This is a genomic window from Candidatus Hydrogenedentota bacterium (genome assembly GCA_035416745.1).
GTDB lineage: Bacteria > Hydrogenedentota > Hydrogenedentia > Hydrogenedentales > SLHB01 > UBA2224.
Genome location: DAOLNV010000006.1, coordinates 101,753 through 117,360, shown reverse-complemented (window position 1 = coordinate 117,360; position 15,608 = coordinate 101,753). Strand labels below are relative to the sequence as shown.

At 62.1% G+C, this 15,608-nt stretch carries 10 protein-coding genes; 7 read left to right on the top strand and 3 right to left on the bottom strand.

Going from position 1 to position 15,608, the window contains the following annotated elements; genetic code table 11:
* The first annotated feature begins 141 nt into the window (after positions 1-141).
* From PLJ71_04150 to PLJ71_04130, 5 genes are all read left to right on the top strand, one after another.
* The gene (locus PLJ71_04150) at positions 142-2,874 is read left to right on the top strand and encodes a hypothetical protein (GenBank protein ID HQM47853.1); all 2,733 of its coding nucleotides are present in this window, start codon (positions 142-144) and stop codon (positions 2,872-2,874) included.
* 759 nt (positions 2,875-3,633) lie between these two features.
* Positions 3,634-4,974, top strand: coding sequence for a PhoPQ-activated protein PqaA family protein (locus PLJ71_04145; GenBank protein HQM47852.1), 1,341 nt, complete (start codon positions 3,634-3,636; stop codon positions 4,972-4,974).
* 12 nt (positions 4,975-4,986) lie between these two features.
* Positions 4,987-6,324: a PhoPQ-activated protein PqaA family protein gene (locus tag PLJ71_04140; protein ID HQM47851.1), complete on the top strand. Its 1,338-nt coding sequence runs from the start codon at positions 4,987-4,989 to the stop codon at positions 6,322-6,324.
* Positions 6,325-6,685: 361 nt separating this feature from the next.
* Complete coding sequence (locus tag PLJ71_04135; GenBank protein HQM47850.1) at positions 6,686-7,984, top strand: Gfo/Idh/MocA family oxidoreductase; 1,299 nt, start codon at positions 6,686-6,688, stop codon at positions 7,982-7,984.
* Between the two features lie 36 nt (positions 7,985-8,020).
* Positions 8,021-8,908, top strand: a complete 888-nt coding sequence (locus tag PLJ71_04130) for a TIM barrel protein (GenBank protein HQM47849.1) — start codon at positions 8,021-8,023, stop codon at positions 8,906-8,908.
* A 140-nt stretch (positions 8,909-9,048) separates the two neighbouring features.
* On the opposite strand, the gene PLJ71_04125 is transcribed toward PLJ71_04130, so the two are convergent.
* A complete protein-coding gene (locus PLJ71_04125; GenBank protein ID HQM47848.1) occupies positions 9,049-9,888 on the bottom strand; it encodes an HAD-IIA family hydrolase in 840 nt (279 codons plus the stop codon).
* Positions 9,889-9,999: 111 nt separating this feature from the next.
* Positions 10,000-11,895 carry a transketolase C-terminal domain-containing protein gene (locus PLJ71_04120; GenBank protein HQM47847.1) on the bottom strand — a complete coding sequence of 632 codons (1,896 nt, stop codon included), beginning with the start codon at positions 11,893-11,895 and terminating at the stop codon, positions 10,000-10,002.
* Positions 11,896-12,262: 367 nt separating this feature from the next.
* On the opposite strand from PLJ71_04120, the gene PLJ71_04115 reads away from it, so the two are divergent.
* Together PLJ71_04115 and PLJ71_04110 are read left to right on the top strand one after the other, a co-directional pair.
* On the top strand, positions 12,263-12,400 hold the full coding sequence (locus PLJ71_04115) for a hypothetical protein (protein ID HQM47846.1): 138 nt from the start codon (positions 12,263-12,265) through the stop codon (positions 12,398-12,400).
* 54 nt (positions 12,401-12,454) lie between these two features.
* Positions 12,455-14,845, top strand: coding sequence for a DNA internalization-related competence protein ComEC/Rec2 (locus tag PLJ71_04110; protein HQM47845.1), 2,391 nt, complete (start codon positions 12,455-12,457; stop codon positions 14,843-14,845).
* Between the two features lie 17 nt (positions 14,846-14,862).
* On the opposite strand, the gene PLJ71_04105 is transcribed toward PLJ71_04110, so the two are convergent.
* Positions 14,863-15,486 (bottom strand): dual specificity protein phosphatase family protein, encoded by a 624-nt coding sequence (locus PLJ71_04105; protein HQM47844.1) that lies wholly within the window; start codon positions 15,484-15,486, stop codon positions 14,863-14,865.
* Between the last annotated feature and the right edge of the window lie 122 nt (positions 15,487-15,608).

Genomic DNA, 15,608 nt, shown 5'->3' with positions numbered 1-15,608 from the left:
GTTTCCCCAATCGTCGTGTTATCCGGCGATTGGGCAGGGCAATCTTCCTTCTTCTTGCTCCGTGCGGCAGCGCTTCGCTATGCTGTTGAGGAACGTATTCCAACAGCATTCCGTAATGACCAACAGCAAGAGGGCAGTGGCATGTCCATGAAACGCATGGTGGTGGCGATGGGTCTGGTGCTGGCGGCGTCCGCCGCAGGAGCGGCCGAGGCGAAAGCGGCATCGGCGGCGTGGAGGGAGTTATGGAAGGCTTCCGCGCCGGTGACGCTCCCTATCGAAACCGCCCCGGCGACCACAACCGTTACCTTCCCGCGTCTGGAACTCGAGGACGGCGAAACCATTTGCCTGCGCTTCCGGGCGCGTTTTGATGCTCCCCAGGACGCCGGCTGGAACAACTACCTCGCTCTCGCCTTGAATGGCGTGCAACTGGGCGCAAAGACGGGCTCCGGCGAACAACGCGTTCTCAACCGGCGCAGCGTCTTCGAAACCAGCAGTCCCAGATATCCTGTGGAGAACCTCATCCAGCCCCGAGCCGGGATGCCGTGTCTCGAGGTGTTCTTCGGGCCGGCCGAACCTCAACTCACCAATATCCTTACCGATCGCGACGAGGGCTACTGGTATCTTCTCGATGTCAGCGACATCGAGCTGAGCTGGCGCAACGAACTGACCATCACCAACACCGCGCTCGCCGAATACTGGAACGGCGCCCCGCCCGCGGGAATGCAGCTCATCGTCGAAGACCTGGCCGCAGGGGCCATGCCCGCGCGCGAGGTCCGGGCCCTGCGCACGGCGCATCTGGTCCAGCGGCGGCCCATCTCGGGCATCACCGTTCCCGGTCAAGGAGACCCGGTGCGCATTCCCTCGAGCGGGGGCATCCGAATCGACATTGCCGGCGAATCGTACTACCTCGAGACCGCGTTCTCGTTCCCCAAGGACGGCGGCATGGGCTTCAACGAGCTCAACTGCACCGGCGAGGCCGCGGGCGAGCCCGGATGGAAACCCGAGGCGAACGTCGCCCCGACCAGTGTAATCCTCAAGGCCGAGGGCGCCTCGTACCGCGTCGAGCGCACGATACGGCGGCCTGAAGAGTTCACCAAACGCCCGGAAGGCCTGCCAGAGACCGACGAAGGCCCGTGGTTCGAACGCACCCCGCGCTGCATCATCATCACCGACACCATCACCAACAAGACCAGCGAGGTGCTGGGCCTCGCGGTCAAACATCGACTCATCACGCCCGGCCTGCCGAAGCAGGTCCGGCTCGGCGGGCTTGATACGGCGGGCATGGGCCTCGGCGAATTCCCCGAGAACCCCACGGTGTACCTCGCACAAGAACGCAGCGGCATCGGCATCACCCCCGAAGACAACCTCATGCGCCTCCAACAGGAGCGGCTCCTGCGCGAGAACGCCCTGAGTTTTGGCACGGAGCGCCTGGGCCTCAAACCCGCAGAATCCTACACGCTCAAACTGGCCGTTTACCCCGTCGAATCCGACTATTTCGGCTTCATTAACGCCCTGCGCGAGGACTGGAACGTCAATTTCACCATCGATGGCCCGTGGGACTTCTTCGACGTGCGGCGCCTTGCCTCCGAAGAAGGCCGCAAGGAAGCCGCCGCGATGGTGTTGCGCAAGAAACTCAGATACTTCGCGCTGACGCCTTGGTTTGAGTACTACAACGGCTGGGACTACTCTCGCGACCAGTACAAACAGATGATGACCGAGGCCAGAGCCTTTATTCAGAGCATTGTGCCGGGGGCCAAATGCCTGGCCTGCGTCGAAACCAACCTGGTTCCCGTGCCGTTGTCGTTTTTCGGCGGAACCATCCCGGCCGATTTCCCTATCGGCCGCGATGTGGGCGGCAAATACGGGCAGAAAGCCGCTCCCGAGATGACGGCATTCGTCGACGCCTCGCTATGGCGCGATTCGGTGTTGCGCGACGCCGACGGCGGCGTGCTCCTCGATTGCTGGTACGTGCAGCACTACACCACGAAGCCCGCCCTCAACCTCATGGTCTACCCCACTCTCGACAACTTCCGTCACAAGAATTTCCTCGAGCAGACGGCCTTCTTGCTCGATGACGTGGGCCTTGACGGCCTGTACATCGACCAATTCAGCCTCGCATGGAGCGAGAGTCCCGAGCGTTACAACAAAGCCGCGTGGGACGGACGCACCGTCGTCCTGGATGAAAACGGACGCGTAGCCGCACAATGGACCGACCTCGGCCTGGTCTCCGCTGAGGCGCGCCGTATCTGGGTGCAGAACGTCCTCGACCGCGGCAAGACCGTCGTGTGCAACACCCTGCCCGCTCTGTTCGAGCTCCAGAGCCTGCCAGCCTGCCGTTTTATGGAAACACAAGGGTACGATCCCATGGCAGGAGACGCGCCCTTCATGGACAAATTGGCCAAGGGACAGCTCGGGTCGCCTATCGGGCTCGGCCATGCCTTCCCGAGTGACGCCGGCGCCGATTTCTTTATGCGGACCGTCGCGGCCCATCTTCGCTTCGGGCAGTTGTACTACTACTACTCCACTGAATTCCCCGCGCGGAACCCCGACGCCAACGGCGACGGCGTGGAAGAGTTCGGCCCCGAGGAAGCCCAAGTGATTAACGGGCGCGTCGCGGGCGAGTTTGGGCCGGTAACGGTCATGTTTCCGTTCACACCGCGCGAGCTGCACGAAGGATGGATACTGGGCGAAGAGCGGCTGATTACCGCGGTATCAGGCGAGTTTCCATGGCCCTACGACCGCACGCCCCGGGTGAAACGGTTCAACAAGTTCGGACTCGAGGCCGACGCCAACGCCCACGTCAAGTACCGCGCAGGCGCCTACTCGATTCAGATTAAGCTCGATGACTGGAGCGAGGTCGCCGTCGTCGACTAAACCGCGGAAGATGCATGCCCCGAATGTCGCATGGCCTCTTATGCTCCCTGCGGCCTCCCCCTCTTCCGCGCCAACGGCGCGGAAATGGCACCCATGCGCGGCGGTATCGCCTGGGCTGGTATGTTCCGCGGCAACGGCGGGGGCATGGGACCTCCGGAGCGCCAACGGCACAAAACATCCTCGCAGGCTTACGGACTCCCCCTCTTCAGCCCCGAAGGCGCGAAACATCCTGGCAGGCCTACGGCTTTCCCTCTTGAGCGCCAACGGCGCGAAACATACCAGCCTGGCCTGAAGGGCCAGGTAACGGCATGAAACAAACAGGGAGGGCTGAAGGCCCGAAACACAGCCTTCTTACATGCCAATGTCTTACCTCGAACATTGGCGGCCCCTGGAAACCCACCCGACAAAAGGGACGAAAGGGACTGAAAAGACACAAGGGACAACAGGGCCGCAAGGACAGAAAAGACGGACAAGACACAATGCGTCCTGTGGTATCGGCAGACCGGCGTATTCGCTGAACGATTTCCCGTTCCGGAGCGCCAACGGCGCGAAACATACCAGCCTGGCCTGAAGGGCCAGGTAACCGGCATCAAACAAACGGGAGGGCTGAAGGCCCGAAACATCATCGTCCCGCGTGGCGCCGCCACTGGTCAGATCAGACGGGAAACCGTTACGCTTGAAGTTTGCGCTCCTGATTCCTATATTGCCGCGTAGACGGAACAATCCAGGTCACGCCGTCCAGATAAAAGGAGTCGTACCGTGAGACACAGCAGAGCTTCTTTCCTTGTCCTGTTGTTCACGTGCCTCGTCGCGGGTCTCGCCGCGGCAGGGCCGCTGGCGGATTTTGTTAACGTGCCCGACCCCAACTACCAGTACGAGATTACGGGGACGTACGACGGCGACCGCTACACGGCCCATTTCATCCGCATGACCTCGCAGTCCTGGCGCGAAGGCGAGGTATCTCCCAATCTGTGGACCCATTGGTTGTCCGTTTATATTCCCGACGACCTCCAGCAGTCGGAAGTGTTACTGCGCATCCAAGGCGGCAAGAACACCGACGGCCAGCCCGGACCCGAGCACGAATGGGCAACCATCGCGGTCGTGACGCGGTCGATCACCGCCGTGTTGCGCACGGTGCCCAGCCAGCCCCTTGTTTTCACAGGCGAGGATAAAGGCCGCGTCGAGGATGAGATAATCGCCCTCACGTTCAAATACTTCTCGGAGACCAAGGATCCGACATGGCCGCTCCTTCTTCCCATGGTGAAGAGCGTGGTCAGGGCCATGGACACCATCCAGAACTTTGCGGCCACAAAACTCGATACGCCGGCCGCCGTGGACGCGTTTGTGTTGACAGGCGCCTCCAAGCGAGGGTGGACCACCTGGTTGACCGGCGCGACGGATCCCCGCGTCAAAGCCATCGCTCCCCAGGTAATCGACGTGCTAAACATGAAACCCCAGATGGAATACCAGAAATTCTCCTACGGCGATTACAGCCAGGAAATCGAGGACTACTCTGAACTCGACCTTATGTCGCTGCTTACCGGTCCGGAAGGCAAGCCGCTGCTCGAAGTCGTCGACCCCTATGAATACCGCGACGCCCTGACCATGCCCAAGCTCGTCATGCTCGGGTCGGGCGATCAGTATTGGACAGTCGATGCCGCAAAGTTCTATTACCCGGACCTGCGCGGCGAGAAACACCTCTATTACGAACCCAACGCCGACCATGGCATGGGCAAGAAAGAAGACGCCGTGAAGACGCTCACGGCGTTCTACAACGAGGTGATCACCGACTCCCCGCGGCCTGAATTCACGTGGCGTTTGCGCGACAACGGCCGCTATGCCGTGAAACCCGAGGAACCGCCCGCCGCGGCGTATTTGTGGAAGGCCGACGCCCCCACGCGCGATTTCCGCCTCATGACCGTGGGCGACGTGTGGAAAAGCGCGCCCATCGAGGCCGATGCCCGCGGCTGGTATCGCGGTAAGGTCGAACGGCCCGACAAAGGATTCACGGCCTACTATATCGAACTCGAGTATCCCAGCCCGCTGGGCTTCAATTACGGCTTCACCACCATCATGAAACTGCTCGAGCCGAAAGACTGAGGAGCCCCAACCGTGAAAGAACTCTACCTGCTCATGTCGATTACCGCCCTGATAGCGTCTACCGCGGCGCCCGCGCTCGCCGGCCCCCTCGAAGACTACGTCAACGCGCCCGACCCCAACTATCAGTACGCGCTGGCGCATACGAACCCGGGACCCGGCTACACCATCTACGACCTTGACATGACCTCGCAATCGTGGAAAGAGGGTCTGGTCACGCCTCATCTGTGGAGGCATTGGCTGGGCATTTGCGTGCCGGCGAATGCCGTGACCGATACCGGCATGCTCGTCGTTTCCGGCGGCAGCAACGAGCACGCCGAGCCGCCCCGCGGCCTGCCTCCCGAGGTGATCACGGTCGCCATGGCGACCAGGTCGGTCATCGCGATGCTGCAAGGCGTGCCCAACGAACCCGTCCAGTTTGCCGGCGAAAACCGCATGCGCTCTGAGGACGAGATCATCGCCTACACCTTCGACCGCTACCTGAAGACCGGCGACCCCACGTGGCCCCTCTTGCTCCCCATGGTGAAGAGCGCCGTGCGCGCCATGGACGCCGTCCAGGACTTCGGACGCAACCACCCCGAGTCCCCTTTCAATATCAACCGGTTTGTGGTCACGGGCGCGTCAAAACGCGGCTGGACCACCTGGCTTACTGGCGCAACCGACGAGCGCGTCGTCGCTATCGCTCCCATGGTCATCGACATGCTCAATCTGCCGGACCAAATGGCGCAGCAGATCGCGTATTACGGTCACTACACCGAATCCACCCAGGACTATACCGATTTCAACCTCCAGGACCGGTTCCAGGAGCCCAACGGGCAAACGCTGCTCGATATCGTGGACCCTTACCAGTACCTGCGCCGTCTGACCATGCCAAAACTGGTGTTGCTGGGCTCGGGCGACCAGTATTGGACCGTGAACGCCTCGTCGCTGTATTACCCCGCCCTCAAAGGACCGAAGAACCTTCATTACGAGCCCAACACGGACCACGGCCTCGAGTCCCGCAAGGGCACGATACAGGCCTTGACCGCCTTCTATGACGCGGTGATCAAAGGGCAGTCTATGCCGCAATTCACGTGGGAGTTCAAGCCGGACGGCGAGTTCAAGGTCATCCCGAACGACGCCCCCGTACGGGCCAATTTGTGGATAGCCAATGCCCCCACCAAGGATTTCCGGTTGATGACCATCGGGCCCGCATGGAACGCCCAGCCCCTGGCTCTGAACGCCGAAGGCGTCTACTCGGGGACCGTCCTCAAGCCCGAGCAAGGTTTCGCCGCATACTATATCGAGATGGTCTACAAATCGCCCCTGGGCTTCGAATACAGCCTCACCACCGAAATGGGTCTGCCCGAATAGCGCAGGCCGCGAAAGGCATTGGCTCCGCGGCGCGCGTGCGTCCGTGCTGCCCGTCTTATGCGCCTCGGTCCCCAATCGCCGGACAACACCACGATTCGGGAAACTCACACAGAGGCACAGAGGATTCGATCTTCGTGTTCCCTGTGTCTCCGTGTGAGTTCGTTCTTGGTCCTTATGGAGACAATACGAACCCTCCAGCAAGCGCTTTCCTATCCGACGATTGAGCCTCTGTTTGCACCTGTATTGTGCCGATTGGTATGCTCGGGGCCTTGGTAACTTTCCCGAGGGTATTGGTCCCCAACCACGATAATGCTTTGAGGGCTGGCACGCCGGCATCGGCTCAGAGCGGAGGATACGACTCATGAAAAAGGATTCAAGAACGGGCATTTCACGCAGGGAGTTTGCGAAGGCCTCAGCCGCGGCCATATCGACGTTCGCCGTGCTGCGCGGCGCATCGGCCCAGGGCTCTTCGGAGGTCTTGAAGGTCGGTCTGTTGGGGTGCGGCGGACGCGGCACCGGCGCGTTGTCGCAGATGCTTCAGGGCAATGATAACGTGAAGGTCATCGCTTTGGCCGACGTGTTCCCCGATAAAATCGAGCGTACCCGCAAACAGATCGAAAGCAACGACGATTTTGCCAAGAAACGCGACATCAAAGACGATCACTGTTTCACGGGGCTCGATGCCTACAAAGGCATTTTGAGCACCGACATCGACATCCTTCTCGAGGGCACGCTTCCCTACAGCCGCCCCAAGCATCTGGAAGCGGCCGTCGAAGCGAAGAAACACATTTTCACCGAAAAACCCGTCGCGGTGGACCCGGTTGGCATTCACCAGGTCATCCGCGCCGCAAAACGCGCCGACGAACTGGGGCTTTCCTTCGTGGCGGGCACCCAGCGCCGGCACCAGAAACCCTATCAGGAAACCATCGCGAAGATTCACGGCGGCGAGATCGGCGACATCGTCTCCATGCGCGCCTACTGGTGCGGCGGCCTGCCCTTTGCTCATGAGCGCAAACCCGAGTGGAAAACCGACCTCGAGTACTGCATCCGCAACTGGTATGCCCACTGTTGGGTCTGCGGCGACAACATCGTCGAGCAGCACGTGCACAACCTCGATGTCTGCAACTGGGTGATGGAAGGGTTCGGCATCGACCATCCCATTTCGGTGTTCGCGTCGGGCGGGCGGCAGTTCAAGCCCGATGAGCCCAAGTTCGGCGATCTGTGGGACCATTTCTCGTGCGACTTCGAGTATCCGAACGACGTGCACATGACCAGTTTCTCCCGGCACTGGGATGGCCTGGACGAGGGCGTATTCGAAGCGGTCTATGGCACGAAAGGCAAGAGCGACTGCCACAGCATGGGCTCCGGCGGCGTCGACCCCTATGTCCAGGAGCACATCGACCTCGTGAAAAGCATCACCGGCCAGGGCCCGCATTACAATGAGGGCGTCCAGGTGGCGTACAGCACCATGATCGCCATTATGGGCCGCATTTCCGCGTACAACGGGCGCCGCGTGACCTGGGAAGACGTGATGGAGGGCAAGCTCAAAGACTACTCCATCGTGCCCGAACTCGATTGGGAGAAGTCTTATCCCAACGAACCGGTTCCGGTGCCCGGCAAGGTCGGCGCGGGCAACCTCCCCGAACTTCAAAAGAAATAGGGCGCAGTAGCGCGAACCGTGAAGGAAACCACTACCATGGACATGAAACGCAGATCGTTTCTTGCGTCGTGCGCGGCGGGCGCCGGCGCCATGGCCGCGCTCAGCAGCACGGCCATTGCCGCAACCAAGGAATCCAAGCCGTTTGCGAGCCTTCCCTTGAAAATCGCCGCCCCGTATAGCTGGTTCGACGGCAGCCCGGCCGACCGCATGGCCCAGTGCGCCGCGTGGGGGTTGCCCGCCCTCGAATGGCTCGGCCCCGACAAAAGCGCCGAGGAGCTCCGCGACGCCGCCCAGAAGACCGGCGTCAAGTGGAGCTGCATCGGCGGCGTCGGCGCGATCGCGCCCGGGCAGATGGTTCAGCCCAAGGAACACGGCCGCCTCGAGGAAAACTTCCGCGAGCGGATCGCGTACGGGAAGACCATCGGGTGCACGACCTTGATCGGTTTGTCCGGCAACACGCGGGACGACGTCTCGTACGACCGCCAGATGATGTACGTGGTCCAGTGCCTGCGCCGGTTGGCGCCCATCGCCGAGGAGAACGGCGTGACCATCGTCATGGAACTGCTGAATACCCTCGTCGACCACCACGGGTATTTCCTGACGCGGACCGATCAGGCGCTGCTGCTCCTCGAGGCCGTGAACAGCCCGAACGTGAAAATGCTGTTTGACATCTACCACCAGCAGATTACGGAAGGCAACGTCATCCGTAATCTCTGTGAGAACATCGATCGCATCGGCCACATCCACGTGGGCGACAATCCCGGCCGCAATCAGCCCGGCACGGGCGAATTGAATTACCCCAACATCTTCAAGGCCATCGCCAGTAAGAATTACCAGGGCTACGTATCCCTGGAATGCGGATACACAACCGCCACGGCCGACGAAGCCCTGGCGCAGGTAGCAGACTGCTTCAACTGGGCCTGAGCCCCTTGACAGAACAGCGCGCGCGGGCGGCACGCCTCACAAGGGCGCTGCCCGCGCGTTTCTCGTTGATGCCGTACGCGGGAAACTCCGTCTGACCCGCGTGTGCTTCGCAAATGCCCCGCTGGGTCCCGGTTTCTTGCTCATCCCGCCTTTTCGCCATCCGCCTCGCGCAATGCCGCGAGAAACGTCTTCACGGACGCGAACACGAAATCGGGCTCTTGCACGGCGCGCGCGAGATCGGGTTCCTTCGTCTCGCCGCTCAGCACGAGAATCGAGGTGATGCCTGAATCGCAGGCCATCTGCATGTCGGTGTAGAGGCGGTCGCCGACCATGGCCGTCTCGCGCGGCGTCCCCCCCAGTTTCTGTAACCCCATCGCAACCATTTCGGGATTGGGCTTGCCAATGTACTTCGGCATGCGCCCGGTGCTCTCGAAAAGCAGCGCGGCCATCGAGCCGCAATCGGGGATATAGCCCGTGGCGGTAGGACAAACCTTGTCGGGGTTGGTCGCGATGTAAGGCGCGCCGTTGCGCAAAAACGTGCAAGCCTTCTCGAGCTTCGCGTAGGTCAGCGTGCGGTCGAAGGCCAAAACCACCACATCCGGTTCATGATCAACCAGTTCGAGTCCTCCGGCTTCGAGTTCGGCCTCAAACGAAGGCGTGCCCAAAACAAACACCCGCCGGTAGGGCGTCTCGGCGGCGAGATACCGCACCGTGGCCTCGCCGGACGTGAGGATGTCGCCGCGCACCGCCGGAATGCCCATCCCTGCAAGCTTCTGTTCATACTGCGCGGCGTCCACGGAGCAGTTGTTGGTAAAGAAAAGGCGTTTGCGGCCGCTTTCCGCCAGGTACTCCAGGAACTCCACCGCGCCGTCGATAGGAGCGTCGCCGAGGTAGATGGTCCCGTCCATATCGAGCAGAAAACAGCGCAACGACGCCAGCCGCCTAGCGGACGCCCCGTCCGTATGCCTGGTTTGTGTCATCCGGATTACCCCTGAAGCTTCTCGAGCCGCTTCTTGCAGGCTTTCATGCCGTCGAACTCGCTCAGGCGGCCGCCCGCGCGCTCGCCCCGAGAGAAATGCCGCAAGGTTGAATCAGCTCGTCATGCTCTTGATCTTCGCGAGGATATCGTCGGGCGCGAGACCCTGGTACGGCACCTGTTCGGCAATGCCGCCGTGTCCCGGCCGCATCGCGCCCATGTGGGCGTACTTGGGCGTCAAACCGCGCTCGAGCAGCCAGGCGCCGTACCGCATCCCGAGACCCGTCTTGCGGTTCTGCCCCTCGACCACAAGCACGAAGGGGGCCTGTCCAGCCAGTCGAAGGGTGGCTTCATCGACCACGTTCAAGGTGCACTTGTTGATTAGCCCCACATCGATGCCAGTCTCGCGCGCGCGGTCCACCGCGTCCAGCGCCCGATACAACAATTCGCCGTAGGCCACGACGTAGCCCGCGCCGCCCCGGCGGATCACGTCATCCTTGCCGCGCTCGAACGTGTATCCATCGCCGAAGAAACGCGACCCGTCTTCCTTGAGGATGTACGGCAGCTTCGACCGGTTCGAGAAGATGAACCGGATGCCCGGGTCGTGGAAGATCGTTTCGAGAACTTTGCGGAACTGGTCGCCATCCCCGGGGAAATACACGCCCGTGGCTTCGTCTTCGGCCAGGGCGTTGTCAGCGAAAAAGTTGTTGATCCCGAAATGACAGGTGTTGTCAGCGATTTCGTCGACGCCCGCGTGCGAGAAATGGCACAGGAGGTTTGCCTTGTTGAGACGGGCCATGGTCACCTCGGAGATCACCATCTCGAGAAACGCCGAGAACGTCGCGAAGATGCCCTGTTTGCCTGCATCAAACCCGAAACCGGCCGCGGCCGACACGTTGCCGCGTTCCATCACGCCGCTCGGAATGAAGACCTCGGGGAATTTCTCATGGATGTGGTTGAGACCGCACGAACCCTCGAGGTCGCTGTCGATCACGACGACTTTCTTTACGCGTTCCTCCGGCGTCATCTTCGCGAGAATGTCACAGACGATCTTGCCGAACTCGCTGCGGTTCGCCGCCCCGTCCGTCGAACTCCCCTTGAAGCTCACCGACACTTTGGGTTTTTCCACGGACTTCAGATAGGCAACCGCCTCGTTGTGGCCCCGCGCTTCGAGATACTGAATGGCGGCGTCGGCCTTGATCACGTCGTGGCCCTTCGTGGAGCCTTCGATGCCCGGCACGCCGGGCGCCATGACACGCCGGTTGACCAGCGCCACCGGCCCTTCGGTGTTCACGGCTTTCCGGAAACGCTTGAAGAGAGCCTCGAGATCCTCGCCATCACCCACGTCAACCGTCAGACCGTGACCCTTGAGCGTCTTGGCAACATCATACCCCGGCAGATAGTTCCGAGGATGGCCCGAAATGGTCACGTTATTGTCGTCGACCAGCACCTTCACGTTGAGGTTGCGCGCCACGGCGAACCGGGCAGCCTCGGCGTCGTTGCCCTCCTGTTGCGAACCGTCGCTGCCATACAGCAGCACGCTCATCTCGGGATTGGCTCTGGCCACGCCGTTGATGAACGGCCACATATGGCCCAGACGGCCCGACGAAAATTTCACGCCCAGTTTCTCGTCGCGCTCGGGATGGCCGTAAAGGCCCTCGCCAAACGCCCGGTACTGCAACAGCTTCTCGAAAGGCATCTCGCCGTTGAAGGCGCTCATGGCGTATTGGACTGCTACCCGGTGCCCGGCTTCATCGAACAGCGCCGGATACACCTTGCCCGAACCCCGCATGAACGCGTCGCCCAGCAGAATCTCCGGCACGATGCTGTAGGCCCCGCCGGTGTGGCCCGCGAAACCCTTGATACCCGCGATGGCGGTGAAGAACACTATCGTGTCGCGCACGAGCCCCACGTTGGTCTTGTACCGGGCCATGACGTTCGCGCCCATCCTGGATTTTGCCGGGTCCAAACTCAACGGCTTGTATTTGCTGACGTCGATAGGAAAACTCATCGTGTGCACTCCCTGTCCCATTGCTTGCTGCATTCGATAGGCATCGCTGTGCCGGATTGCGAGCATGACGCGTATTCGGGTCCGCAATCCCCGGCGGCGCCGCGTGATGCGCCGTTCCCCGCTCCCGGGGCGCGCCGCGGACCAACGTTTCATGCAAGTATAGCATGTACCCGCCGCCGATTTCCCGCCAGACGGGGGGATGGCAATAGGCCTGTAGAGAGCACAAACCCTCGCTTTCCGGGCGGTAGGGGCCTATTGCGGTACGCCCCTCCCCGCGAAGAACCTTGATTCCCGCCGCAATGATGCCTACTCTAAGAGGGTATCGTGAACATTCCGCGCTTTGTGCTGCGCGTGAGGAGATACGGTCATGCTCCTGGACGGTTTGAGTAATCTGTGGGACCTGCTGATGTCGCAGGTGATCGCGCTTGAGCCCACGAATCTGTTGGCACAGCTCTACAACATTCTGTACAACGTGCTGTTGCTGTTCGTGACGTTTTCCTCGTAGCGCCGAGCGGCCACGCAAACGGGGGTGCGCTGTGGTCCAACCGGGTAGGGTATCGTGAACCGGCCGCTGGTGTGGGTGGCCCTGGGGTTCTCGACGGGCGTGTTGCTGGCCGCCCTGGGACACGCCCCCGGCATTCTGATTCCCGTAGGCTTGTGTCTGGCGGGCGCGTTCTGCCTGTATGCCTTCTCCGCGGTGCCAGCGTCGCGTGCCGTAGCCGTTTTCGCGTGTTTTCTCGGGGCCGGAGCGCTGATGCACAACGCGTGCCACACAGGGCCGCCGGGCGATCCCCTCAGCCGTTTCCTCGCGGCGCGCGAACCCGGCCTGTGCCGCATCGAAGGGGTGGTGCGCGACGTGCCCCATGCAACGCCCCCCGACGAATACGCCCGCTTCTTCCTCGACGCCGACACGATTCGCATCGGTGAAATAGAGGCACGTACTGAAGGCGGGGTGCTCGTCAAGTGGTCGGACCCGGGCCCGCCGCCTTTTCCCGGTGAACGGGTGGGCGTAACCGGGCGCTGGGACCTCGCCCTCTCCCGCGTCAATCCAGGTATCGAAAGCTGGGAAGACGCGCTCCGGCGCGACGGCATACACTCGCTGATTGCGGCCCGCGGCCCGGACGGCGTTGTCGCGATCAGAGCCGCTCCCTGGCACTCTTTCAGGCATTGGCCGGCGCGTTTTCGCCGCGTTCAGGCCGAGCGTCTCAAAGATGCCATGCCCGCGGACGCCCTCGCCTTCGCGTTGATGGTCTGGCTGGGCGATCGCAGCGGGCTCACAACTGACGATTACGCGCGCTACGTGGATACCGGCACCTCGCACATCCTCGCGATCTCGGGCATTCATATCTCGATTGTGTTCGTGACCGCGACCGCGTTCTTCGAGACGCTGACATCGACGCGGCGGAGGGCATCGATCCTGGCCCTCGCGTTGATCTGGCTGTTCGCGCTCATGTCCGGCGGGCGGGCCCCCGCCCTGCGCGCCTCGATCATGTTCACCGTGTATCTGCTGGCCGATTTTGCCGGGCGCGAGCGCGACGCTCCGACCGCGCTCAGCGTCGCGGCGCTGCTGTTCCTGGCATGGCGCCCAAACATCCTGTTCGACGCAGGATTCCAGCTGTCGTTTCTCAGTGTGGCTTCGATCCTGCTGTTTCTGCCCCATTGTACCGAGGGCCTGAAACGGTTGCCGTATTACTTGCGCCAGCCCCTCGCCATGCCCGTTGCCGTATTGATTCTTCCATTGCCGATGGCGGCCTACCACTACCACAGCATCTCGGTTGCGGCGCCCCTGGCGAACCTGTTTGTCGTGCCCCTGTTGGCGGTGGGATTGTGGCTCTGTTTTCTCACGAGCCTCCTGTCCTTCGTCTGGATGGGACTGGCAACGGTCTTCGGTCACGCGCTGTTGCCCGTGACGTTTCTTATCGGATGGATCATAGACACCGTCCGCCGGCTGCCGGGAAGCCACGTCGCCGTGTCGTGTCCGTCGAGCATGGCGCTTCTCTGCTACTGGGCAGCTTTCGGGATACTGGTTGTGGCCCTCGAAAATCCACGGTTGCGGCGCAAAGCGGCAACGGCGGCCGCCCTGATGCTCCTGACCGCCGTCCTATTGTGGAGGCCGGCGCCAAAGCCCGAAGCCGTGGTGCTGGATGTAGGCCACGCCGACGCGATTTACGTTCATACGCCCGGGGGTGAATCGGTCCTGGTCGACGGAGGCGACCTCTCCCAATACGTGGACACGGGCGAGCGCATACTCGTTCCGTTTCTGCGCGCGCGGGGGGTCGCCAAGCTCGACAGGGTCATCTTGACGCATCCGCACCGCGACCACATCGGCGGACTGCTGACGGTGTTCGAGAAAATGCGGGTCGGCGAGTTGATGCTCGGCTCGGAACTGCGCGCGCACGAGCCGGAATCGGAGGAAGCTCGGATGGCGGCACTGTGCGCCAGACACGGGATTCCGGTGCGGAAGGTGCAGGCCGGCGACACGGTCGCGCTTGCCGGCGCGTCGCTCGAAATCCTGCATCCCGATGCGGCGCGAGCCGATGCGCCAAACCCCAACAACCGCTCGGTCGTGTGCCGTCTTCGCTGGACCGGGGGCAGCCTGCTGCTCACGGGCGACATCGAACAACCCGCCGAAGAAGCGTTGTGCGGCGCCGACTGCCGCAGCGACGTGCTGAAGGTGCCCCATCACGGCTCGGACACCTCGAGCACCGGCCCCTTTCTCGATGCCGTTGCTCCGCGATACGCCATCGTGTCGACCGGCGCGTGGCGCGGGGGTGACAGGGTTCCTCACGCGGTACTCGAGCGCTACCGCCAACGCGGCATCGAGGTTCTTCGTACGGATCGTTTGGGCGGCATCCAGGTCCGGCTTCTCGAGCACTCGTTCACGATCAGCGCCGCGCGTCTGCAGCGGAAGTATCCCGTCATCCAAGGCGCAGGGGCGCAGAACCCCTGACCCCTGAGCGGAGCGGTTTACGGCGTTTCGGCCGTCTCGGCGGAGATGCCCGCACGGCGCTTCATCTCGTCGATATCAAGACCATTAAACCACTCGAGGAGGTTTTCAAATATGCCGTGAAAGCCGAATCCGCCTTCCCTGAGTTCTTTAAGGGCTTCGTCTTTGGTCCACCCCTGGATGGCGACACGATAGATGGCGCTCATGACGCCCGTGCGGTCCGCCCCGTGCATGCAATGGACTAGCACCGGCGTCCGGTCCGGACTGGTCACGAGTTGCAGGAACCGCACGACCTCTTTCTCTTCAGGATGCCACGCTTTCATGTAGATGTGCTCGTAACCCAGGCCGGTCTCGCCGATTTCGTCCCGGTCGGAATGGAACGAGCGGAGGTTGATGATGGTTTTGATTCCATGGTCTTTGAGATTCTGCATGCCCTCGGCCGTAGGCTGCGCGCTGCGGTAAAGCGTATCGGATACCTTGTGGAGGTTCGGCACGCCGTCCATCTCGACAGGTTGCGCCCACGCCGGCGGACGCGCCCCCGCCGGCGGCCCGTTCGAAGCGGCCCCCTCAACGGGCTGTTCGGACGAAAGTGCCGCTGAACATACCGCCAGAAACAGCATCCCCAGCACAACGTGTCCGCGCATTTTCACCATTGCCTTCGAGCCTTTCTCGTCATAGGGTAATCCGTCTGGCCATTTCGCGGCCCCCCACTGAATCAATGTACCCCCCCGAGTATAGCAAGACGCCGGGGAAGAGAAACACGGCG

What these genes read in the sequence shown, in the direction of transcription:
- PLJ71_04150 (HQM47853.1), top strand. Translation starts at nt 142, where the DNA reads ATGTCCATGAAACGCATGGTGGTGGCGATGGGTCTGGTGCTGGCGGCG.
- PLJ71_04135 (HQM47850.1), top strand. Translation starts at nt 6,686, where the DNA reads ATGAAAAAGGATTCAAGAACGGGCATTTCACGCAGGGAGTTTGCGAAG.
- PLJ71_04130 (HQM47849.1), top strand. Translation starts at nt 8,021, where the DNA reads ATGGACATGAAACGCAGATCGTTTCTTGCGTCGTGCGCGGCGGGCGCC.
- PLJ71_04125 (HQM47848.1), bottom strand. Translation starts at nt 9,888, where the DNA reads ATGACACAAACCAGGCATACGGACGGGGCGTCCGCTAGGCGGCTGGCG.
- PLJ71_04120 (HQM47847.1), bottom strand. Translation starts at nt 11,895, where the DNA reads ATGAGTTTTCCTATCGACGTCAGCAAATACAAGCCGTTGAGTTTGGAC.
- PLJ71_04115 (HQM47846.1), top strand. Translation starts at nt 12,263, where the DNA reads ATGCTCCTGGACGGTTTGAGTAATCTGTGGGACCTGCTGATGTCGCAG.
- PLJ71_04105 (HQM47844.1), bottom strand. Translation starts at nt 15,486, where the DNA reads ATGCGCGGACACGTTGTGCTGGGGATGCTGTTTCTGGCGGTATGTTCA.